This window comes from Legionella nigrisilvae, assembly GCF_977063395.2.
The window spans coordinates 1-21,639 of the sequence record NZ_CDRUGZ020000019.1; the positions used below are offsets into that span (position 1 = coordinate 1).

Consider the following 21,639-nt stretch of genomic DNA (forward strand, 5'->3'; position numbering starts at 1 on the left):
AGCACTCAAAGGTTCTTCAAAGTGCCCACACAGTTTGTCTTCTATCTTCTTAATGAACCTGCCCCGAAGGCGTGCTGCGTATTCTACTGATTTCACTCTCAGTGTCAAACACTTTTTTCATTTTTTTTTAATTGTTTTCTTTTATTTATCTATAGTAGTCCATATAGATCTTTGCACGTCCATTTTGGACATTTATTGGCTTAATGGAGTGTACTTTAGTTTAGTTTTAAAAAGAGTTTGCGATAGAAAACATAGAGGATGTCACTGAGTTCTTAGATACTTCCTAAGTTCTGGATGAAACTAAATATAGGATTTTGCAAAGAGGTCGAAGCTACTTCTCAAATATATATTCTGCTATTTGGCACGCTCATAAGTGCAGAATGTCAGATCATATTTGTTTTTTTCATCACATGGTCTAAATTGTTCATTACAACAATGCCATATTGCTGCATCAATTTCTGGAAAAAAAACATCCGCCGTAAATTGATGATGGATATGTGTTATATATAGACGGGTTGCTTTTTCCATTGCTTCCGTAAAAAGTTCTGCTCCACCTAGTATCATTATTTCAGGAAACTCGTCTGTTTGCTGGATAGCTTTTTCTAAAGAATCAACAACAGTCACTCCTTCAATTCTGGGTACATTACGACTGAGCACAATATTTAATCGCCCGGGCAATGGTTTTCCTATAGAAGCAAATGTTTTTCTTCCCATAATAATAGGTTTACCCATAGTGGTAGATTTAAAATGTTGTAAATCGGCAGGTAAATGGCAAAGTAATTGGTTATTGAGTCCTAACCCCCCAGTTTCATCAATTGCAGCTATTAAACTAATCATGAGTTCATCCTAGATAAAGCCATAGCTTTCGCCATATCGACAGCGGCAAACATTGATCCCGGGTCGAGTTTATTTTTGCCTGCCAACTCTAAAGCCGTTCCATGGTCTACTGAGGTACGTATTATTGGTAAGCCTAATGTTACATTCACCGCATTATGAAAATCAGCATGTTTAATTACGGGTAAACCTTGATCATGATACATAGCAACATAAGCATCACAATTTTTTAGATGACTGTTAATGAACATCGTATCTGCCGGCATAGGACCTTCAACATTCATACCTCGTTCTTTTAATACAGTTAGCGCAGGAGAGATTATCTCAATTTCTTCCCTTCCCAAATATCCCGACTCGCCCGCATGTGGATTTAAACCGGCCACTTTAATGCAGGGGTTTTTAATATTGAAATCTTGGATTAAGGATTGATGTACCTGAGTAATCACTTTTATAATAAGTTCTGATGTAATGGCATCAGATACCCTACGTAATGGAAGATGGGTAGTCACTAAAGCAACTTTCATCGCTGTACTCGCTAACATCATTACTACATCTACTTTGTAGTATTGTGCAAAAAATTCAGTATGACCCGTAAATGAGATGCCCGCTTCGTTAATATTTGCCTTGTGGACTGGCGCCGTAATTAATCCAGAAAAATCACCTTGTCCACATAATCTGGCGGCTTGATTTAACAACTCTATAACATAACTGGCATTTTTAGGGTTTAGATGCCCACTTTGCACTTTCTCAGGACAAGTCACCGAACATACGGTCAAATGACCAGGTTTAGTTTCAACAACTTGTCCAGTTTTATAAGGGGTAAAACAAACTTCGAAATTTAGTTCTTTAGCTCGAGCTTCTAATACGGCCTGATCTCCTAAAATTACCAAAGGAAAATTATACCCCGCAAGTGCCAGACATAAATCTGGACCAACTCCAGCTGGTTCCCCGCTGCTTATAAGCAAAGGCCTCACGCCAGCTCCTTTTCAATGATATTCACATAAGCATCCGAACGTATGTGTTGTTGCCAATTTTGAACTGCTTCTGCAAACTTTCGTTGTTGTAAAAATTGTCGTACTTGTTGCTTTTTAAAAGCTTCGGAATCATCTTCTTGTTTACGGCCAAGCACTTGAATAAGATGCCAACCAAATTGTGATTTGACAGGTGGACTTATCTCGTTAACAGCTAGCTTATCCATGGCTTTCTCAAACTCAGGGACTAACACTCCTGGCGAAACCCAACCTAAATCACCACCTTTTACCGCACTCGATGAATCCAGGGAGTATTGTTTTGCCATCAGTGCAAAATCTTTACCTGATTTTAGTTGCTGATAAATATTATTCACTTGTTTTTTGGAATCTTCAGGAAGCATGCTTGGATCAGGCTTTAAAAGAATATGACGAACATGAGTTTTGGTAATGACATGATGTTGATTGTCACCACCAATAGAAACCAGTTTAATTAATTGAAAACCATTACCTGCACGTAAGGGACCTGATACTTGTCCCACTTTCATATTTACTACTTCCTTAGCAAACAATTCGGGTAATTCAGCTAAATGACGCTCACCTAAATCACCTCCTTCCAATGCAAATTCACCACTGGAATTTTCTATAGCCAAGCGACTAAAATCCCCACCTTTTTTTATCTGCACCAGCAACGAATCTGCTTTGGCCTTGGCTTTTTTTAATTCTTCTGATGTAGGCTCTTCATTTAAGGGAATAACTATATTCTGAAGATGATAGGTCAGTGCCGAACGGTTGATTATTCCCCCTTCTGTTTTAAGATATTGCTCAACTTGTTCATTTGAAACTGCAGCGTCCCGCCCAACCGCCTTTTGTTGCAAGTTAGAAAGAAGAATTTCTTTTCGAATATTTTCTCTGTATTCATTCCAAGTCATTCCTTGTCTAGTAATTTCCTCCCGCAATTGAGTTACAGTGGCATGATTCGCAGTAGCTATTTTTTCAATGGCCTGGTTTAACTCTGTATCATCTACCGTGAGGCCGTGTTGCTTTGCCATCTGCAACTGCACATTCACATCAATTAAATGTTGAAGTACTTGCTTACGTAACACTGAATCTTCTGGAACTTGCATTCTTTGAGCAATAATTTGTTTCTTTGTCAATTCAACTTGTTTGTTTAGTTCACTTGCAGTGATTACTCCGTTATTAACAACTGCAACCACCTTATCCAATAATTGTTTTGCTTCGGTCATGCCAACGACAGCAAACAATAGGCATGCAAGGGTTATTTTTTTATACATGTTAATCCTTATTACTTTTTTTCGAGCAATTTAGGTTATTTTTATTCAAAACACAAGCGACTCTGTTTTAATTTATACCAATGTTCGATCTAACTATGAAATGGATCACTATATCCAGGAATATAAGTACGCAATACACTCCCAGGATCACTATTTGCTACTGATCCTAAGCCTTTTAATAAAATTTGCAAATAGATGTTGTTATTATATTGGGGCATATATTCTGCATTTAAACTCTTAAACGTTCTTCCTCCCAAAATTCTCACAGCCCAACAGCAACTATCATATTGCATCCCTAATAAAGACATCATACTGTAATCTTTACTAATATTATGACTATATGCGCCAATAGCGCTCCATCGATCACTGACTGGCCAAGCAGCAGAAACCATTCCCTGATGTAATGCATTATCTACCCCTGCATTATTCCTAACTTTGGTCACATCTCCATTAACTAAATAGCTGTAGCCTAAATTAATGACTGCATTTAATTTAGGTTGATAATGTAAGTTTAAATCCCCATTGTTTGTCCCGGAAGTTGCAGGATCCCATACATAATCACCGAGAATTTTTAAAGATCGGTTAAAGTGATAAACTGCCCGAGAAGCTATAGGGGATGTTTCAGAAAAGGGAGATAAGTGGCCAATCTCAAGAGGATTTGCGGTGCAAATTCCGGTAGGACTACGACATAGCTGTACTTGTCTATCCGAAAAATATTTAATTTGACCCACCGAAAAACTGGCTAATTCAGTACCCGTACTTCCTGAAAGCCAACGAGTGGTTACTGCATAGGATAATTGATTAGCATCACCAATTCGGTCGAATCCGGAAAAGCGATTGGTTCTAAATAGTTGATCAAAATTAAAAATCATGTTCCCCGTATCATATATCGGAAGCTGACTTTGATTATAAAAAGGAACATACAAATAATATAAACTTGGCTCTAAAGTTTGGGTGTATGACTTACCCCTCCAATTAAAGTTCCTATCAAAAAATAAACCACCATGGGTACTAAAACGAGGAATAAAACGGTTATCTTCAGTGTTCGTATCAATCCAATTATTCTGGACCTGATAGTAGTTTTCTACAAACTCAGCTGATGGTGTTATAAATCCCCAACTCGTTCGCTGTGGCACAGAAAGAATTGGGTTTAGGTGAAACCTTGGACCCTGAGGCATTTTTCGTAAAAATTGAGGTGATGTCGGCCAAATAAACTGATCATATTGCCCTGTTATATTTAAATTGGCCTGTGCGGGCAAGTCATAATAATAACCACGAGCATTTATTTGCGGTAAACGTTCATATTGATCAAGAATAGGAGTCTCATTGATCGGGTGTAACGTTTGAAAACTTTGAACCATACTTCTAAAAGTCCAATGTTCTGTCGAATAGGTTAAATCGGCTTGGCGCAATAATTGTCGCTGAGTAATCCGTGCCAAATTGGTACTAAAATCCTGGAAGTAATAATCATCAGAAACTTGTTGCACATTTACATTTAAACGCAAATTAGAGCTCAATTGCGTGGTATCACGAACCCCAAATGACCATCGATTTGTTGACTTATCTCTAAAAAAGGGAAATTCTTCTACATTATTGTCCAAAAAATTCCGGTATGCAGCATCGTTCGGTAAAAAACTCCCAGTAAGAAAGCCCACGCTGTGTGGCGTTAAATAACGGAAATCTCCGCTTAACATAACATTCCGCTCAGTATAAAGATGCGGTGTTACAGTCAAATCATAGTTTGGAGCAATATTCCAATAATAAGGAAGTCCTAGATCAAAACCCCCTACATTCGAATATCCCACTATAGGCATTAAAAAACCTGATTTACGTTCTTTAGTTGTAGGAAAACTCAGGTAAGGAACATAAAGTAGCGGCCAGTCATGAATACGTAACTTCACATTCCTAGCGACACCCATCTTTTTCTTGTTATCAATGACAATTGATTTAGCCTCTATATCCCAAGCTTTATCTTGTGGGGCACAAGTAGTGTATGTCGCCCGCCGTAATAAGTAATCTGAATTTGGAAAGCGCTGCATTAAACTGGCTCTTCCCCATGCAGGCAAGATTGCCGAATTTTTGTTGGTATTAAAACGATAGAGTACATCTTCAGTTTGACCTGATTTATCTTGAGGATTGATTGTTGCTTTACGAGCAATCAATAATTTATCAGGTTCCAGGTAATGAACATTACCCAAAAATTCTATTTTCGTGACCTCTTTACTTTTTGGATCACGATAAACATGTGCTGTTTGTGCATTGACTATTCTTTGACCTTGCTGTACTTCAACATGGCCCGATAAGGTGGATGGCTTATCTTGATAAAAAGAAACTTGATCGGCCATAATCCTGATTTCATCAGGTGAGGCAAGCGGCGTCACCGTGAGCGGTTGATATGAACCAAGGCAAATCGGGGAACTTTGATCTGCGTACCAACCCAAGCATTGAGCAAATTTCGACCTCACTGAATCAGTTAAATCCACATCGCGAGCGATGACACAGGCTTGAACGGGTTCATTAATTATAGAAGCAGAATGGGCTAACGCATGATAAATTACCATGAGCAAAATAAGTAAGGTCATACAGATGCTCATCAAGAACCATTTAAATGAAATCTTGTTCACGGGTAATAAAATGCCTTATCATGCACACAAAAAATATGTAACTGTTTACTTTAAGATCGTCGCGTTCACGCTAAAGGTATTGCGGTATAATTCATACCACAGCCTACCTCTTTATTCTCTCTATTCATGAGAGAGGAGATCTTGGTTATAAGTTACAACCAGAAATAATGATGGGAAAGTATACCATGCATGCTAGAGAAAACGCACTTAAAGAATGGTTAATTGATACGCTAAAACTAGAAGATTTCCAATTAACTCCTTTGGCTGGAGATGCCAGTTTTAGACGATATTTTCGTCTAAAATATAATGGAATCACCCAAGTTGTCATGGATGCGCCTCCAGGAAAAGAGGATCTTAAACCTTTTATATATATTGCACAAACCCTTGAGAAAGTGGAAGTTCAAACGCCGAAAATTCTAGCAACTAATTTAGCCGATGGATTCTTATTATTAAGTGATTTAGGAGATCAACTTCTCTTGAATGCCCTTCACTCCGAAAACGTGGATGAACATTATTATCATGCAATAAACACTTTATTTAAAATTCAAAACTGTTCCAGTTACAATCCGACTCTTGCACAGTTTGATAAAGCACATATGCTCAAAGAAATGAGTTTATGCTCTGAATGGTTTTTTAAAGCATATCTCGATTTACAACTAACACAAGATGAACATTCTTTAGTACAACAAACCATGGATTGGATCGCCACAGAAGTAGCCCTTCAACCGTTGACTTTTATTCATCGTGATTACCACTCTCGCAATCTGATGCTATTACAAAATGAGGTGGAATCAACCTTGGGAGTTATTGACTTTCAAGATGCAATGATTGGCCCATTTACTTATGATTTGGTTTCTTTGCTCAAAGATTGTTATATTTCCTGGCCAAGAAGTAAAGTCCTGGAATGGGTTGAATTTTTTTACGCTCAAAGTACTTTAACTAAAGATTATTCCTTGCCTGAATTTATCCGTGCATTTGATCTTTGTGGTTTACAAAGACATTTAAAAGTTTTAGGAATCTTTTCTCGCTTGCATTTACGCGATAACAAACCTGGATATCTTAAAGACTTACCTTTAACTTTTAAATATGTACTTGAATGTACAGAAATTTATAAGGAATTACATTCATTCTTTCAATTTATGCAAATGAGAGTTTATCTACCATGAAAACTGCGATGATATTAGCTGCTGGACGTGGCGATCGTTTAAAACCGCTTACTGATATCACCCCCAAAGCCCTTTGCATTGTTAAAGAAAAGCCTTTAATAGAGCACCATGTAAGCAATTTAGCAAAAGCAGGTTTTGAACGATTAGTCATAAACCATGCCTATCTTGGGGGAAAAATCCGTCAGTATTTAGGTGATGGAGCTCGTTGGGGAATTGAAATTTGTTATTCACCAGAACCGCCCGGAGGCTTAGAAACAGGTGGAGGTATTGTAAATGCATTGCCACTGCTTGGTGATAAACCTTTTATCACTGTCAATGCGGATATCTATACGGATTTTGACTTCTCTCAATTACAACCCGAAAATATTCATACCATTCATGTAATTTTAGTAAATAAAAATCCAGCCCTTAATCATCTTGGAGATTTCGGATTAATCAATCAAACTCAACTATGTAATGCAGATCGAAAATACACCTTTGCAGGTATCTGCTGTTATCATCCAGATATATTTTCTAATTACAAACTCGGTCGCTATTCGGTTGCACCTATAATCCGTCAATACGCTGGAGAAAATAAAGTAACAGCCAGCCTTTATAGTGGCCTTTGGTTTGATATAGGAACTTTAGAAAGATTACATGCAGTGAATATGATCTAAAATCAGCATTCACTACATGTATAAATAACTTAGACCCCTTGCACTGTTTTTTAAACAGTAAAAAAGCCCCGTTTAGGTTGGGCTAATGTTTTGGGGTTGAACTTCGGCCTCGACTTTTTCCGCTTCTTCTTCTTCTATTACACGCTCTACAGCTTTTTGAGCTGCGGCCTTCTTGGCTTCTTCCAATCGCTGTTCACCTGGGTATTCTCGTTGGCGAGCCACCAGTGGGGTTTCAGCATGATTGCTTTGTAAATAATCCTTAAAGCCCTGTGCTGAATCAGCCATGATCTCTTCTACTTCATCTGCAGTCAACTGCCTTGTTTTATTCCCTTCTGCGTCCGTTTTAAAGAAAAAACCATTCTCAGTTAGAACTTGATGTTCATTTGCTAACCATGCATTAAACAAACGATCTAAAGCATCTACTGTTTCTCCATCCAATGGAGGAGCTCCTTTCTCTATAGACGCATATCCGCGAACAAAATGTCCTTTCTCATCTCCAGTCTGCTTGATAGCATAATCGAATCGGATTCCCGCAAAACCTTTTTTCTCTAATAATTCTACCGCTTCCTGGGTGATTCCACGGTGTATATTTTCAAACCTTGAATTCGGCGGTATACCAGCCCAGATTTTCTTTTCTTGTTCAGAAAATTTATATTCCACAAGTTGCGTAAATTCGTCAACCGCTTTTATTATTTGTTGTGCCACTTGCATTTTTTCGGGCGATTTTTTAAAAGCTCTGGAAGTATCAACTATCTCATGGACTTGTTTTTTTAAATACTGAGCTAGCTCTGCTGAGGTTCCTGCAAGTTGCATTGCTTTTAGAAGATCTTCTCTAACGAAGGTTTTATCATTACCCGATGATATTACAGGTGAAGTTGAGGACATACATTTCTCACAAGAATTCTATTTTGTATTGACTTATTATAGCAAACTAACGTTATTTATAAGATAACTGCTTTTTCAGCTTGCTTGTTAAAAACGCGTAAATATAGGTTGTATAGCCTATTACTTATTCTTTATTCCTGAAAAACTTATAGATTACATAACTAAAACCCGCGGTTTCCCGCGGGAAATCCTTCTTTAAGAAGAAACATCTTCCTGCATAAAGGGTGATTTAATCTCATCAATAACTGAGTTAAATAATGGGTTTTTCATGGAATCAAAAGTGAACTCATCAACTAAAATAGCATCCCATCGCGCCGCTTCCGTTGCAAGTAACGCATCCATTTCCTGTTGTGTGAGCTCATTAAGCACCACTTTTTCTTTTAATTTATCTCTTAACTTACCGAATTTAACTCGTCTTAAGTCGCCCATTTTTTTGGCTAGATCATCAGTTTTAATGATTTGCTGTAAAGCTTGCTCTACTTTGTCGATTGGTTGCTTTGCATCCCCACTTAAATAAACAATCTTTTTCAACCGATCGCGGTACTGATTATTCTTGGTCATCAATCGTGCTAATTGCTGATCCAGCTTATCCGTTGGATAACGCATCGTTTGTCCTAAAGGGAAGGCCAAAACACGAGCGAAAGCGCCTAAAAATCGGGACGGAAAATTGTTGCATAATGCGATCATTGCACGTTGCGCATGATAAAAACAATAGGAAACAGCCCATTGAGCATGCAATACATCATCTGGATTTTCATTATTTAATTGTACATTACGTAAAACAGCCATGGCCATATAAAGATAGGACATACCATCAGCAAGACGCGCAGAGAGTCGCTCTTTACGTTTTAAATCTCCCCCCAAGACTATTAGAGACAAATCCGCCAACCATGCATAAGCGTGGCTAAGGCGTGCCAACCGCTGATATTCACGTTTCATTTTTTGTTTAGGAGCACTAATAAATATTCCACCCGTCCATCCAGAACAAATAGTTTTGGCAAAATTTTGCATGAAATATTGAATATGTTTCCAAATTATTTCTCTAAAAGCTTCTTTATCTTGGTTGGATATTGCGTAAAACTCTTGGCGAATATAAGGATGGCATGCCATCGAGCCTTGTCCAAAAATCAATAAGTTACGTGACATCACATTAGCCCCTTCCACCGTAATAGAAATAGGCACTCCATTATAAAAATTGGTGAGATAATTACGTGGCCCCACCACTACAGCTCTTCCTGCATGCACATCCATTGAGGCATTAACCACTGATCGCGCCAATTCTGTATTAAAATATTTCGCAATTGCAGAGGCTACAGAAGGTTTTTTATGCTCGTTCACCGCGGCTACAGTCATTAATCGGTTTGAATTAATCAAATAATTTAAACCTGCGATTTCTGCAAGTTTTTCTTCAATTCCTTCAAATTGGCCAATTTCCACACCAAATTGACAACGTATGCGCGCAAATGCACTCGTTGCCAAATAACAAGTAGAGGAAGAACCCGCTCCAAGCGCCGGTAAAGAAATGGAGCGACCAATTGATAAGCATTCGACCAACATCTGCCATCCATTACCTATCCGTTGCTGACCGCCAATCACTGTGGTTATGGGCACAAAAATATCTTTTCCACGAATTGTGCCATTCATAAAGGGTTGATCCGAAGGTAAGTGACGATTGCCAATTTCCAGATTCTTAGTGTCACGTGGGATCAACACGCATGTAATACCTTCTTGTCCTTCACCCTGCAATAAACCATCGGGATCTTTCACGTTTACTGCAAGGCCAATTAGGGTTGCTACGGGTGCTAAAGTAATCCAGCGTTTATCTAAAGTAATATTTAATCCGAGTACCATTTTGCCATCTACTTTTTTCTTCATGACGATAGCAGTGGATTGAATGGAGGTTGCATCACTACCAGCCCCGGGTTCTGTTAGTGCAAAACAAGGAATATCAATACCTTTTGCAAGACGCGGTAAGTAATGATTCTTTTGTTCCTCGGTACCATAGTAATTAATTAATTCGCCAGGGCCTAAAGAGTTAGGAACCATTACCGTTACCGCAGCAACTCCAGAACGACTGGATATTTTCATTACTACATCAGAATGACCACGCGCCGAAAATCCTTTGCCACCATATTCTTTGGGAATGACCAAACCAAAAAATCCATTTTCCTTCATATAGGACCAAACTTTTTCGGGTAAATCACGTGTTTGGCTAATTTCCCACTCATCGATCATGCTGCATAAAGTGTTCGTTTCATTCTCAAGAAAGGCTTGTTCTTCTGCAGAGAGTTCTGTAGCTACATTTGCCAGTCGGTTCCAATTAGGAGTTCCAGTAAAGATATCTTGTTCTAACCAAGTATCCCCTGCATTGAGAGCCTCTTCCTCTGTTTTGGATAACTTAGGAATCGATTTGCCAGCTCTCTTATAAAGGTGGTCCGCAATCGAGGCGCGTAACGGCTCAAGATAGACTACGAGTAATGCGACAATAATCACAAGCCAGAGCAGAAAACCAATAATCCAAGGCAAACCAATAGCAAAAGTGGCAACAATTAAGTAAAAAACGCTACCCAACTCCCAAACTAATGGATTCATTGCTCGGTAAAGAACAATCAAAGTAAATATTAGGTACACTAAAAAAAATAGAATGGCCATAATATCAATACCTTCCCTTGCTTTGCATAATAAAGGTGTAGTATATACTCTTTATTTTACGAGTAGCAATTGAGCATGAACCAACGTTTGGTTTGGAATTTCGAGTTTACTCCCAAAACTGGCTTTTCTTTGCCCACTTTAGTAGATAAAAAAGACGAGCAGATAAAATGGGAAAAGCGTTTCTTTTGGCCGGATAATAAAATAATTATCTTAAATATCATTGATGACTCAATACTCGATTTAGCTCAATACAAGCAAAAACATAGAGAAGATTACTATTATTTGCTACCTGGAACAAATTACAACATTAAGAAACGCAGGGAACAATTGCTTTACAAGCCTCTACTCAAACAATCAAACCATACAGCAGGTTATGGAGCAAAAATAATTCTTAGCGATTCTTATGATCAACCTCTTCCTCCAGATTTACAAGAAATAGCACAGCAAGTTGAACAGAAAGGAATTGAGGTTTGTGTCAAAAAAGAAGCACTTATCTATAAATTGCCAACGAAACCCAGCATAAAAATTGAACTCGCTCGTGTCGAGGTATGCAACCAAATTTATTTTAGCTTATGTATCGAAGGAAAATCGCTGCATTTGGTAGAGACTATCTCCAAACACTTGCTGGATGAACCTGTTTCCTGCGAATATGTAACTTTCCTGAAAAATTTAATGAAATTATGATAAATACCTTAGTCGCGATCATCCTAAGCTTCGGAAAAATTGGTCTTATTTCCTTAGGTGGTGGGAATTCCATGTTAAAGCTGTTGGAGTATGAAGCTGTTGATTATCGACATTGGATAGGACAAGAAGAATTTATCGCCATGGTGGGTTCAAGTTTTATTTTTCCAGGATTGACCGGGGTTAAATTATCGGCCCTTATTGGATATAAAGCTGCCGGAATCACTGGTTTAATCCTTGCTGTTCTAAGTCTTAATTTACCGGGACTACTGATGGCGATAGCAGGCTATCATTGGCTCACAAGCCATAATGGGCCGGGAATGCGAAAAATAATGATAGGCGTACAATATGGTGCATTGGCCTTACTTGCAGCTGCCAGTTACTCAGTTGGGCAGGGCGTTGTAGGTATGTATTTTTCAATCCCTATTGTGTTGTGTTGTTTGGTTTTTTTTATTGCGTTAACCTTCTGGAACTTATCACCTTTTTATGGGTTTATAGGATTTATAGTGGTATGTTTTTTTCTGGTCCGTTAAGACCTAAAATAATAACATAGCCAAGCCTTATTACTTTTTGTAAGAAAAATGGAGTTACACTTGGACACTGTGTTGGACAACCCCGAATACTACATCAATAGAGAATTCTCAATTATCGCATTTAATCAGCGTGTACTGATGCTGGCTAATGACGAACGGGTGCCTTTGCTGGAAAGAATGCGTTTTTTAAGTATTTGTAGCAGTAACCTTGATGAGTTTTTTGAAATACGTGTAGCAGGCCTTAAAGAAAAAATTGCAATGTCTTCAGGAAAATTGACTATTGATGGTTTACGATCTGATGAAGCATTTAGCCAAATCAGTCAAAAAACACATAAACTTATCGATCAGCTTTACTCGATCTTTAATAAACAACTCCTTCCAGCCCTAGCTAAGGAAAATATTTATTTTCTGGATACCGAACAATGGACTGATGATATTCACTTGTGGGCAAAACACTATTTTAAGCACGAGATTCAACCGGTAATTAGTCCTATTGCGCTCGATCTAGCACATCCCTTGCCACAACTAATTAACAAAAGCCTAAACTTCATTATTTCTTTAAGTGGTAAAGATGCTTTTGATCGTAACATTAATTATGCAGTGGTACATGCCCCGAGATCACTTCCTCGAGTCATTCATTTGCCTTCGGAGTTATGTGGAGATGCTCATTATTTTGTTCATCTCTCCTCTATTATTACTACCCACGTCAATAGTTTATTCCCAGGAATGGAAATAAGTGGTTGTTATTCTTTTCGTCTTACTCGAAATAGTGATCTTTTTTTACGAGAAGAAGAAATTGATGATTTGGCGAAGGCTGTGCAACGAGAAATTTTTTCTCGTCATTATGGTCATGTGGTTCGATTAGAAATTGAAAAAAATTGTCCCGAGAAAATTGTGGATTTTTTATTACAAAAATATCATCTTCGCCATGAAGATACTTATTATTGTGATGGGCCCGTTAATATACAACGTCATTTAACTGCAATTAACAGCATTGAAAGACCTGACTTGAATTACCCCCCTTTCTCAGCACAATATCCTCAATTTCCTAGATCAGAACGAAATCTATTCAATGTGATCGATGAACAAGACATTCTCCTTCATCATCCCTATCAAAGCTTTGAACTCGTTATTGATTTTGTAAGACAGGCAGCAAGCGATCCCAATGTGTTGGCAATAAGCCAAACATTATATCGTACCCGATCAGAATCTGTAATGGTCGATGCTTTGGTTGATGCAGCTCATTCTGGCAAGGAAGTGACCGCAGTAATCGAATTACGGGCTCGTTTTGATGAGGAATCCAATCTAAAACTAGCAAACCGATTACATGCCGCAGGAATTCTGGTGCTTTATGGAGTCGTAGGCTATAAAACCCATGCTAAAATGACCCTAGTTGTTCGTCGAGCTCATGGAAAACTAAAGCGTTACGTCCATTTAAGCACCGGCAACTACCATGAGTACACAGCAAAACGATACACTGACTTAGGTTTATTAACTTGCGAACCAACGATTACCTCAGATATTCAAATTATTTTCCAACAGTTAACTGGGCTGGGTAAAGTTGTCAAACTTAAAGCACTAAGCCATTCACCATTTACCTTACAAAAAACCCTATTGCAATATATTGAACAATGTACTGCAGCTGGATTAAAAAATGAAGACACCGAGATCCTTTTAAAAGTAAATGGATTAGCCGATAAAACGATAATTCAGGCCTTATATAAGGCATCACAAGCGGGAGTGAAAATAAATTTGCTTGTGCGGGGAGTCTGTTGTTTAAAACCCGGAATACCCGGTATTTCGGAAAATATACGAGTACTTTCCTATATTGGACGCTTCTTGGAACATCATCGAGTATTTTATTTTCGGATTCAAGAAGAAGAACATTACTTTTGTTCAAGCGCCGATCTAATGGAAAGAAATTTATACCATCGCATTGAAATTATGTTTCCAATCCTGGATGAGCAATGTAAAAAGCGGATCAAGCAAGAAATTATCAAAAACTACCTCAAGGACAACAGCAATACGTGGGAAATGCAAAGTGATGGAAGTTATAAACCAGTAACGCAAGGAACGAGTTGCGCTCAAGAAAAGTTAATTAAGCTGTATCAAGAGGAAGGAAGTACGATTTAAAAAACGGGGGCAGCAAGTACTGATTTTGCTGCTCCCAAGTTAGCGAAAGCACGTTAATTGGGCATGTTCGCCAAGTTGCAAATGTGCTTCTGTTCCCAGAGGGATAGGAAAATTGATTGTACCATGCCCTATCCCTGCAATTCTTAGTACTGGAATAGCACTACGTTCAGCAAAACGTTGTAAGACGGGTTCAATTAAAGAAGAACCATTTGGTTCATCCCCGTTGAGAAAATCGCCCAATAGAATTGCTGCCGCATTTGTAAAGATATCCGCTTGTTTTAAATGCTCCAGCATTCGATCCACACGATATCCTCGTTCACCTACTTCTTCGAGCAAAATAATTTTATCTCGACCATCCATTTGCCAACATGTGCCAATACCAGATTGAATGATTGCTAAATTGCCCCCAGTAACCGGAGACTTAATAATCTCCTCTTTTTGTGCAGCCTTGTTCAATGGAATAAGCCCCGTGAACTTAGCCGGGGTCTCCCTCAATAAAATAGACTTCACGGCTGCAATTGAGTCTTTGGAAAATTTATCAGGCGCAGCAGCCCCATGAATTGTGGGCCAACCCCAATGTTGTTGCAAATAAAGATGCAGACAGGTGATGTCACTGATGCCAATGAATAGTTTAACCGATTCAGGAGGTTCAAGTTCTGCTAATCGGGGAATTAAACGCGTCGAACCGTAACCACCACGCACACAAATTACTGCTTTTGTTTCGGGATTGTGTAAGGCGTTTTTCAAATGTTTAAATCGCATCTCATCTGTATTAGCGCATAAGAAATCCTGAGCAAAAATGTCATGTTGCACGATACATTTCAACTCCCAAGACTCTAATAATTCTTTTAACTCGAGCAATTGACTGTCCGTACTTCGAGATGAAGGTGCAATAATTTCAATCGCATCTCCGGGATTTAATACAGGTAATTTTTTCATTCTTTATCTCTTAAAACTTTTGCATGGGGATCACCCGTTAGCTTATTGAAATTTTGTTAGAAAAAGCAAAGTATCAGGCTCCAGTATACCCTAAATTAATAGAGTTTTACTTAATTTTCCGGGCTCTTCGCAAACCAAACGCGGTAAAAGGTATCCTGGCAAAAGATTTTGTAATTGGTGATAAATAGCTTGTACTTTCTCAAACGGCAAATCAAAGTGAGCAGCTCCTTTTACTTTATCCAATCGGTGTAAATAATAAGGTAAAACTCCATATGCAAATAAAGTTTGACTTAAATTAGCCAAAATATGAGCCTCATCATTTATTCCTGCGAGTAAAACAGTTTGATTCAAAAGATGACATCCTATTTGTTGTAACTCACGAAGGACTTGACCTACCGAATCATCCAGTTCCTGAGCATGGTTACAATGCAACACAATTACCTTCTTGAATCGCGTTGTTTGTAATAGTGCAAGTAAGCTCTGCTCCATCCGTTCGGGAAATACTACAGGAATCCGTGTATGAATGCGTAAGGTATGTAAATGAGGAATTTCTTCCAATTGTTTTATTAACTCGGCCAGTACCAAATCAGAGGCCAACAAGGGATCACCGCCACTTAAAATTACCTCGGTAATACTTGCATCTTGGGCTATATAGTCACAAATGGCTTTAAATCCATTGCGTCCAGGATTATTGTCTTGATAGGGAAAATGTCGGCGAAAGCAATAACGGCAATTCACTGCGCAGACCCCGGTCAAAGTTAACAACACTCGACCGTAATATTTATGCATTAATCCTCGAATTGGATTACTACTGCGCTCCTCTAAAGGATCGTCACTGTATTCTTCATTACTTTGTAATTCATCTTCAGTCGCTAAAACTTGGAGCAATAAAGGATCACGAGGATTACCTTTTTGCATACGTTTAGCAAATCCTAAAGGAACACGACTAGAAAATTGCTTTTCAGCGTGCACGTTTCCAGTAGATAAAGGCAGCTCCAGAAAATTTAATAATTCAGTGACTGAAGCAAAACCTTGTGCCAAATTTTTTTGCCAACTTAAAGAGGAATCTCGCATTAATTACACAGACTTGATAAACTGTGCGAACTTTAACTAAAACGAAGCAAAATCTCAACTGTGGAGCACTAATGGCAATTTATAGCACCAATGAATTTAAAAATGGCTTGAAAGTAATGGTTGATGACGCCCCATGTACCATTCTCGATTGTGAATTTGTAAAACCAGGAAAAGGACAAGCTTTTACCCGCATTAAAATTCGTAACTTGAAAACAGGTCGAGTTGTGGAGCGCACATTTAAATCAAATGAATCGTTACCTTCTGCTGACGTTGCCGATGTAGAAATGCAATATCTTTATAACGATGGTGAACAATGGCATTTCATGGTTCCTGATAATTTTGAACAATATGCCTTAAGTAAAGAAGTACTTGCTGATGCGGCACAATGGTTAAAAGAACAAGATATTTGTATCGTAACCCTTTGGAATAATGAACCCATACAAGTGACACCACCTAATTTTGTAATTTTAGAAATTACCGAGACAGATCCTGGATTAAAAGGCGATACCTCTGGAGGTGGTGGAAAGCCCGCCATTTTAGAAACCGGAGCGGTAGTGCGCGTTCCCTTATTTGTGCAAACTGGAGAGTTAATTAAAGTAGATACTCGCAAAGGTGAGTACGTTTCTCGCGCCAAAGAATAATAAAAATGCACGCCCCAAAATTCAATTTCATTTATTAATTAAAGATTGCTGGAAGTTCTTAGATCCTCGCACTTAACTACGAGGATCTATCTCAACCAGATAAAACCATAATTAATAAACCTGATAAGTATTGTACATACCCCAATACCCCACATCACCTAAATCGTTATACCCATAATAATATGCATCGCTATCATTATAATAATCTATATCCCAATAGGGGCTCGTATGATAACCGGCCGAATAAGTGTAAGCTGGAGTCGTATGAGCTGGGGTATAATAAGTTTTAGTATAAGATTGATTATAAACACGCTCCGTAACACACCCTGTGACTAAAAATGTCATTCCTGATACCATTAACGCAAGTATTAATTTATTCATAATCTCTTCCTCAATAGTGAACCCTAAGAGACATAACTAAAAATTTACCAAAGGTTCCAATGATGCCATCGATACCAATGGGTATAATTGGTTGCTTTGGGTAAATTATTGTTAACTGCAGCATCGGTCCTTAGTGCTGGATTCTCAAGCGCAGAGGGTAGAGCCGAAAAAGCAGGCAGAGCAGTTAAGAAAAGGGGGGTACTTAATACTACGGAAATCATTAGTATTTTCATAATAGCCTCCTGGCCTTTATTGCAACTCTAATTTCTGTAGGTTAAGTATACGATATGTATACAGTTTAATCAAAATGATTATTTTTAAATAATTTACGGGGATTAGTGCTCAAAAAATACAGGCGACGACTTCCTGTATACTGAGCCTCTTACGTGGTTCACTATGGAGGTTTACGGAGCGCTTTAGGCTTCCTACTAGGTACATAGGCTTGCACACCACGCTCCAACACAACCCCCTAATCTGGCACTATTAAATGGTTCAGCCAGGATTAGCCATCACCTATATATATAAATAATAGACCATTGAAGGTAGAGCCCGAGCAATTTTGCGCAAACTTTACTTATTTCTTATCTCTCGCTAAATGATTAGCTGATGCTTGTACTGTGGGCATAATCGTCATTTCTTCGATATCTACATGTTTTGGGCGAGTTATACAATAAACTATCGCATCTGCTATATCATCTGCTAATAAAGGCTGAAAATCTTGATAAAACTCTTTTGCCTTTTGTTTATCATTCCATCGCACCTCACTAAACTCAGTTTCAACCGCACCCGGTGCAATTTCAGTAACTCGAACAGGTTTACCTAACATATCCAATCTCATTGATTTTGAAAGAGCATGGACCGCATGTTTGGTTGCACAATAAACATTACCATTGGGATAACATTCGTGACCTGCCACAGAACTGATATTGACTACATGACCACGACCTCGCTCCAACATACCTGGTATCAAAGTACGACTGACATAGAGTAATCCTTTGATATTGGTATCAATCATGATATCCCAATGTTCTTCAATTCCCTTTTGCAAAGGCAAACTATCTAAAGCCAATCCCGCATTGTTAATTAATACATCCACGGATTGCCATTGGCCAGGTAAGGAACCTAGTTGCTTTTTAACTTGTTCAGGATCACATACATCTAAAGGTAAAACGTAATGCTCCTCTCCATAAAGTTGAGTCAACTCTTTGGCTAAGGCTTCAAGTCGTTCGACTCGGCGAGCACACAGTATTAATCGAGCTCCTTGCTGTGCGCACAAACGAGCACAAGCCTGACCAATTCCACTGGAAGCTCCTGTCACTAAAATAATTTTATTGGTTAAATTGTTCATCTCATGCCTCATCGCTACATGGTTAATGCGAGGAGGATAAGTTTGAGTGATACTTAGCTTTTTTGCAATAATTGCATCACTTCATCGTCGGTTGTTTGTGAAAAATCACTGTACCACAAGCCTACGGCATAAAAATTATCCGGGCGCATGGGACAAATAATTTCGTCAACTAGAGGAGCGATTTCATCACAGGTCGAGCGGGCGGCCACAGGAACTGAGACTATAATTTTAGCTGGATTTTTCTGTTTTAATGCGGCAATTGCCGCTCGCATAGTATAACCTGTCGCGATACCATCATCTACCAGGATTACTGTTTTTCCTGCTAAGTTAGGGAATGGTTTTTTTCCTCGATAAACCAACTCACGACGTAATAATTCGTCTTGTTCTGATTTTTGGATCGTATTAATCGCCTCTTTCGATATGAGCATGGCATTGACTATCTCATCGTTCAAAACAATTATTCCTCCCGACGCAATGGCTCCCATAGCTAATTCTGCATGTCCAGGAACGCCAAGCTTACGAACAATGAAAATATCAAATGGAAGCGAAAGTTTATTCGCAATTTCATAGGCAACAGGGACACCACCTCGTGGTAACGCCAATATGAGTACATCTGTTCGTTTCGCGTACTTCTTTAATAAATCAGCTAGAACGCGCCCTGCATGAAAGCGATCCTCATAATTCATTGCCCTAATCTCCAAACGTTCCATCAATTTGAAGTCTAGCCCATACTTCGTAATGTAACAAAGTAGATTAGGGGCCTCATTTCAACTAAAACTTCTATTGGTTATCGAAAGTGTATTTAGTGCATTGTGCTATATTTTAACAATCAGCTGTTTTCAAGGAGGAAGCGATGAATGTAACGGAAAAGATCATCAAAGCACATCTTCTAGAAGGCAAAATGGAGCCTGGTAAAGAAATTGCCTTAAAAATGGATCAAACTTTGTGTCAAGATGCTACAGGAACACTAGTCATGCTTGAATTGGAAGCCATTGGACTTGAACGTACCCACGCTGAACTATCAGTTCAATACGTAGATCACAATTTAATTCAAGAAGACAATAAAAATCCTGACGATCATCTTTTTCTTGCAAGCGCAGCCAGAAGATTTGGGTTTTACTTTAGCCGTCCCGGAAATGGAATTAGTCATGCCGTACACATGCAAAATTTTGGAAAGCCGGGTAAAACACTCACCGGTTCAGACAGTCACACCTGTGCTGCAGGTTCTATGGGAATGGTTGCAATTGGTTCAGGTGGGTTGGAAGTCGCACTCGCCATTGCCGGTTATCCCCTGTATATCAAAATGCCTAAGGTTATGGGTATTCATTTAACAGGTGCCTTACCCCCCTGGGTTAGTGCAAAAGATGTCATTTTAGAAATGCTCCGTCGTTATAATGTTAAAGGGGGAGTTGGGTACATATTGGAATATTATGGAGAAGGATTAAAACATTTAAGTGCCATGGATCGACATGTAATTGCTAATATGGGGGCCGAGTTAGGAGCCACGACTACCGTTTTTCCATCAGACGAGATCACTAAGGAATTCTTAGAAAGTCAAGGTCGTAAAAACGACTGGATAGAACTAATCGCAGATCCCAAGGCTTCCTATGACGAACATACAGAAATCAATTTATCGAAATTAATCCCCCTCATCGCAAAACCAACCAGCCCAGGTAATGTAGTACCCGTCGCTGAAATAGCAGGGGAAGAGGTCTATCAAACCTATATTGGTTCTTCTGCCAATCCTGGATATCGAGATTTTGCAATTGCAGCTGAAATCGTCAAAGGCCGGACAATCCATCCAAATGTATCTTTTGATATCAATCCAAGTTCGCGAACAATTTTAGAGGAATTGGTCCGAGATGGATATTTAGGAACTCTTATTCATTCTGGAGCCCGCATCCATCAGGCAGGCTGCAATGGGTGTATTGGGATGGGACAAGCTCCTGCAACCGAAAAAAATAGCTTACGAACGGTACCGCGAAATTTTCCGGGACGTTCGGGAACAGAAGAAGATAAAGTATTCCTTTGTAGCCCTGAAACTGCCGCTGCTTCCGCTTTGACAGGAGTAATTACCGATCCAACTACTTTGGACATACCTTACCCAGAAATAAAAATCCCTCAGAAAAGAATATTAAATCCAGCATGTTTCGAAGCACCCTTGCCTTTAGAGGAAGCAAAAAAAGTAGAACTCGTGAAAGGTCCGAATATAGTAACGTTGCCAGAGCTAGCACCCTTGCCAAATTCATTTAGAATACCCGTACTTCTTAAGGTAGGAGATAATATTTCTACGGACGAAATCTCTCCTGCAGGAGCAAAATTTCTTCCTTTCAGAAGTAATATTCCTAAAATAAGTGAATTTATCTTTATTCGGGTCGACCCAACTTATGCAAAACGTACTCGAAAACATCAAGAGGGGCATGTAATTATAGGAGGAGACAATTACGGTCAAGGCTCGAGCCGTGAACATGCGGCTTTAGCTCCTCGCTATTTAGGTTTGCGAGTCGTCATTGCAAAAAGTTTTGCACGCATCCATTGGCAAAATCTGATTAATTTCGGCATTCTACCTTTGGTTTTTAAAAATCCTAACGATTATGATGAAATCCATTTAGAAGATATTGTTGCGATCAATAACTTACCCCATATCTTAGACAAAACATTATTCACAATAACCGTTAATGATAGAGAAATAGAAGTAAAACAAACTCTGTCCAAACGTCAAATCGAACTGCTTATTGAGGGTGGATTAATTAATTGGGTGAGAAAGGATCTAAAGAATAGAGTATAGATTAATACTTTTTAAATGTATTGAGTAATGACTGGATTCCT

Annotated in this window: 19 protein-coding genes; 7 read left to right on the forward strand and 12 right to left on the reverse strand. The window is 38.8% G+C overall.

The features are described 5' to 3' along the window. Nucleotides 1–354: 354 nt before the first annotated feature. The 4 genes from ACWTE2_RS05095 to ACWTE2_RS05110 all read right to left on the reverse strand — a co-directional run bounded on the left by ACWTE2_RS05095 (nucleotide 355) and on the right by ACWTE2_RS05110 (nucleotide 5,691). The gene (locus ACWTE2_RS05095; protein WP_454784444.1) at nucleotides 355–837 is read right to left on the reverse strand and encodes a dihydrofolate reductase; all 483 of its coding nucleotides are present in this window, start codon (nucleotides 835–837) and stop codon (nucleotides 355–357) included. Further along, a complete protein-coding gene (gene pdxA / locus ACWTE2_RS05100; protein WP_454784445.1) occupies nucleotides 834–1,808 on the reverse strand; it encodes a 4-hydroxythreonine-4-phosphate dehydrogenase PdxA in 975 nt (324 codons plus the stop codon). The genes ACWTE2_RS05095 and pdxA overlap by 4 nt, the downstream gene beginning before the upstream one ends. Beyond that, nucleotides 1,805–3,097, reverse strand: coding sequence for a peptidylprolyl isomerase (locus ACWTE2_RS05105; protein ID WP_182391676.1), 1,293 nt, complete (start codon nucleotides 3,095–3,097; stop codon nucleotides 1,805–1,807). Before ACWTE2_RS05105 ends, pdxA begins: the two co-directional genes overlap by 4 nt. Before the next feature lie 89 nt (nucleotides 3,098–3,186). Next, a complete protein-coding gene (locus ACWTE2_RS05110) occupies nucleotides 3,187–5,691 on the reverse strand; it encodes an LPS-assembly protein LptD (protein ID WP_454784446.1) in 2,505 nt (834 codons plus the stop codon). A 215-nt stretch (nucleotides 5,692–5,906) separates the two neighbouring features. Here ACWTE2_RS05110 and ACWTE2_RS05115 point away from each other — a divergent pair, with 215 nt between their 5' ends. Beyond that, nucleotides 5,907–6,887: an aminoglycoside phosphotransferase family protein gene (locus ACWTE2_RS05115; RefSeq protein WP_454784447.1), complete on the forward strand. Its 981-nt coding sequence runs from the start codon at nucleotides 5,907–5,909 to the stop codon at nucleotides 6,885–6,887. Then, nucleotides 6,884–7,543, forward strand: a complete 660-nt coding sequence (murU, locus tag ACWTE2_RS05120; protein WP_454784448.1) for an N-acetylmuramate alpha-1-phosphate uridylyltransferase MurU — start codon at nucleotides 6,884–6,886, stop codon at nucleotides 7,541–7,543. The genes ACWTE2_RS05115 and murU overlap by 4 nt, the downstream gene beginning before the upstream one ends. Nucleotides 7,544–7,615: 72 nt before the next feature. Here the strand turns inward: murU and ACWTE2_RS05125 are convergent, their stop codons facing one another. Both ACWTE2_RS05125 and ACWTE2_RS05130 read right to left on the reverse strand, forming a co-directional pair. Beyond that, nucleotides 7,616–8,428 (reverse strand): hypothetical protein, encoded by an 813-nt coding sequence (locus ACWTE2_RS05125; RefSeq protein WP_182391680.1) that lies wholly within the window; start codon nucleotides 8,426–8,428, stop codon nucleotides 7,616–7,618. Between the two features lie 195 nt (nucleotides 8,429–8,623). Continuing rightward, nucleotides 8,624–11,080 (reverse strand): acyl-CoA dehydrogenase, encoded by a 2,457-nt coding sequence (locus ACWTE2_RS05130; RefSeq protein ID WP_454784449.1) that lies wholly within the window; start codon nucleotides 11,078–11,080, stop codon nucleotides 8,624–8,626. Between the two features lie 75 nt (nucleotides 11,081–11,155). Between ACWTE2_RS05130 and ACWTE2_RS05135 the strand changes: the two genes are divergently transcribed. Genes ACWTE2_RS05135 through ppk1 form a run of 3 tightly spaced genes read left to right on the forward strand, consistent with a single transcriptional unit; the run spans nucleotide 11,156 to nucleotide 14,427 of the window. After that, nucleotides 11,156–11,764 (forward strand): hypothetical protein, encoded by a 609-nt coding sequence (locus ACWTE2_RS05135; protein WP_454784450.1) that lies wholly within the window; start codon nucleotides 11,156–11,158, stop codon nucleotides 11,762–11,764. Next, complete coding sequence (locus tag ACWTE2_RS05140) at nucleotides 11,761–12,294, forward strand: chromate transporter (protein ID WP_454784451.1); 534 nt, start codon at nucleotides 11,761–11,763, stop codon at nucleotides 12,292–12,294. Before ACWTE2_RS05135 ends, ACWTE2_RS05140 begins: the two co-directional genes overlap by 4 nt. Before the next feature lie 60 nt (nucleotides 12,295–12,354). Further along, nucleotides 12,355–14,427: a polyphosphate kinase 1 gene (gene ppk1, locus ACWTE2_RS05145; RefSeq protein WP_454784452.1), complete on the forward strand. Its 2,073-nt coding sequence runs from the start codon at nucleotides 12,355–12,357 to the stop codon at nucleotides 14,425–14,427. Between the two features lie 39 nt (nucleotides 14,428–14,466). On the opposite strand, the gene ACWTE2_RS05150 is transcribed toward ppk1, so the two are convergent. Together ACWTE2_RS05150 and epmB are read right to left on the reverse strand one after the other, a co-directional pair. Beyond that, entirely contained in the window at nucleotides 14,467–15,366 is a 900-nt protein-coding gene (locus tag ACWTE2_RS05150; RefSeq protein ID WP_454784453.1) for a S66 peptidase family protein, read from the reverse strand. Nucleotides 15,367–15,456: 90 nt separating this feature from the next. Then, nucleotides 15,457–16,440, reverse strand: coding sequence for an EF-P beta-lysylation protein EpmB (gene epmB / locus ACWTE2_RS05155; RefSeq protein WP_454784454.1), 984 nt, complete (start codon nucleotides 16,438–16,440; stop codon nucleotides 15,457–15,459). A gap of 71 nt (nucleotides 16,441–16,511) precedes the next feature. Here epmB and efp point away from each other — a divergent pair, with 71 nt between their 5' ends. Then, nucleotides 16,512–17,081, forward strand: coding sequence for an elongation factor P (gene efp / locus ACWTE2_RS05160; RefSeq protein ID WP_182391687.1), 570 nt, complete (start codon nucleotides 16,512–16,514; stop codon nucleotides 17,079–17,081). A gap of 111 nt (nucleotides 17,082–17,192) precedes the next feature. On the opposite strand, the gene ACWTE2_RS05165 is transcribed toward efp, so the two are convergent. The 4 genes from ACWTE2_RS05165 to ACWTE2_RS05180 form a co-directional block, all read right to left on the reverse strand. Next, entirely contained in the window at nucleotides 17,193–17,462 is a 270-nt protein-coding gene (locus ACWTE2_RS05165; protein WP_454784455.1) for a hypothetical protein, read from the reverse strand. Nucleotides 17,463–17,506: 44 nt separating this feature from the next. Then, on the reverse strand, nucleotides 17,507–17,695 hold the full coding sequence (locus ACWTE2_RS05170) for a hypothetical protein (protein WP_454784456.1): 189 nt from the start codon (nucleotides 17,693–17,695) through the stop codon (nucleotides 17,507–17,509). A gap of 341 nt (nucleotides 17,696–18,036) precedes the next feature. Continuing rightward, on the reverse strand, nucleotides 18,037–18,810 hold the full coding sequence (locus tag ACWTE2_RS05175; RefSeq protein WP_182391689.1) for an SDR family NAD(P)-dependent oxidoreductase: 774 nt from the start codon (nucleotides 18,808–18,810) through the stop codon (nucleotides 18,037–18,039). Nucleotides 18,811–18,863: 53 nt separating this feature from the next. After that, complete coding sequence (locus ACWTE2_RS05180; protein WP_454784457.1) at nucleotides 18,864–19,496, reverse strand: phosphoribosyltransferase; 633 nt, start codon at nucleotides 19,494–19,496, stop codon at nucleotides 18,864–18,866. 167 nt (nucleotides 19,497–19,663) lie between these two features. On the opposite strand from ACWTE2_RS05180, the gene ACWTE2_RS05185 reads away from it, so the two are divergent. Then, nucleotides 19,664–21,598 carry an aconitate hydratase gene (locus tag ACWTE2_RS05185; RefSeq protein WP_454784458.1) on the forward strand — a complete coding sequence of 645 codons (1,935 nt, stop codon included), beginning with the start codon at nucleotides 19,664–19,666 and terminating at the stop codon, nucleotides 21,596–21,598. Nucleotides 21,599–21,639: the final 41 nt, after the last annotated feature.

What these genes read in the sequence shown, in the direction of transcription:
- ACWTE2_RS05095 (WP_454784444.1), bottom strand. Translation starts at nt 837, where the DNA reads ATGATTAGTTTAATAGCTGCAATTGATGAAACTGGGGGGTTAGGACTC.
- ACWTE2_RS05105 (WP_182391676.1), bottom strand. Translation starts at nt 3,097, where the DNA reads ATGTATAAAAAAATAACCCTTGCATGCCTATTGTTTGCTGTCGTTGGC.
- ACWTE2_RS05110 (WP_454784446.1), bottom strand. Translation starts at nt 5,691, where the DNA reads ATGAGCATCTGTATGACCTTACTTATTTTGCTCATGGTAATTTATCAT.
- ACWTE2_RS05115 (WP_454784447.1), top strand. Translation starts at nt 5,907, where the DNA reads ATGCATGCTAGAGAAAACGCACTTAAAGAATGGTTAATTGATACGCTA.
- murU (WP_454784448.1), top strand. Translation starts at nt 6,884, where the DNA reads ATGAAAACTGCGATGATATTAGCTGCTGGACGTGGCGATCGTTTAAAA.
- ACWTE2_RS05125 (WP_182391680.1), bottom strand. Translation starts at nt 8,428, where the DNA reads ATGTCCTCAACTTCACCTGTAATATCATCGGGTAATGATAAAACCTTC.
- ACWTE2_RS05130 (WP_454784449.1), bottom strand. Translation starts at nt 11,080, where the DNA reads ATGGCCATTCTATTTTTTTTAGTGTACCTAATATTTACTTTGATTGTT.
- ACWTE2_RS05135 (WP_454784450.1), top strand. Translation starts at nt 11,156, where the DNA reads ATGAACCAACGTTTGGTTTGGAATTTCGAGTTTACTCCCAAAACTGGC.
- ACWTE2_RS05140 (WP_454784451.1), top strand. Translation starts at nt 11,761, where the DNA reads ATGATAAATACCTTAGTCGCGATCATCCTAAGCTTCGGAAAAATTGGT.
- ACWTE2_RS05150 (WP_454784453.1), bottom strand. Translation starts at nt 15,366, where the DNA reads ATGAAAAAATTACCTGTATTAAATCCCGGAGATGCGATTGAAATTATT.
- epmB (WP_454784454.1), bottom strand. Translation starts at nt 16,440, where the DNA reads ATGCGAGATTCCTCTTTAAGTTGGCAAAAAAATTTGGCACAAGGTTTT.
- efp (WP_182391687.1), top strand. Translation starts at nt 16,512, where the DNA reads ATGGCAATTTATAGCACCAATGAATTTAAAAATGGCTTGAAAGTAATG.
- ACWTE2_RS05165 (WP_454784455.1), bottom strand. Translation starts at nt 17,462, where the DNA reads ATGAATAAATTAATACTTGCGTTAATGGTATCAGGAATGACATTTTTA.
- ACWTE2_RS05170 (WP_454784456.1), bottom strand. Translation starts at nt 17,695, where the DNA reads ATGAAAATACTAATGATTTCCGTAGTATTAAGTACCCCCCTTTTCTTA.
- ACWTE2_RS05175 (WP_182391689.1), bottom strand. Translation starts at nt 18,810, where the DNA reads ATGAACAATTTAACCAATAAAATTATTTTAGTGACAGGAGCTTCCAGT.
- ACWTE2_RS05180 (WP_454784457.1), bottom strand. Translation starts at nt 19,496, where the DNA reads ATGAATTATGAGGATCGCTTTCATGCAGGGCGCGTTCTAGCTGATTTA.
- ACWTE2_RS05185 (WP_454784458.1), top strand. Translation starts at nt 19,664, where the DNA reads ATGAATGTAACGGAAAAGATCATCAAAGCACATCTTCTAGAAGGCAAA.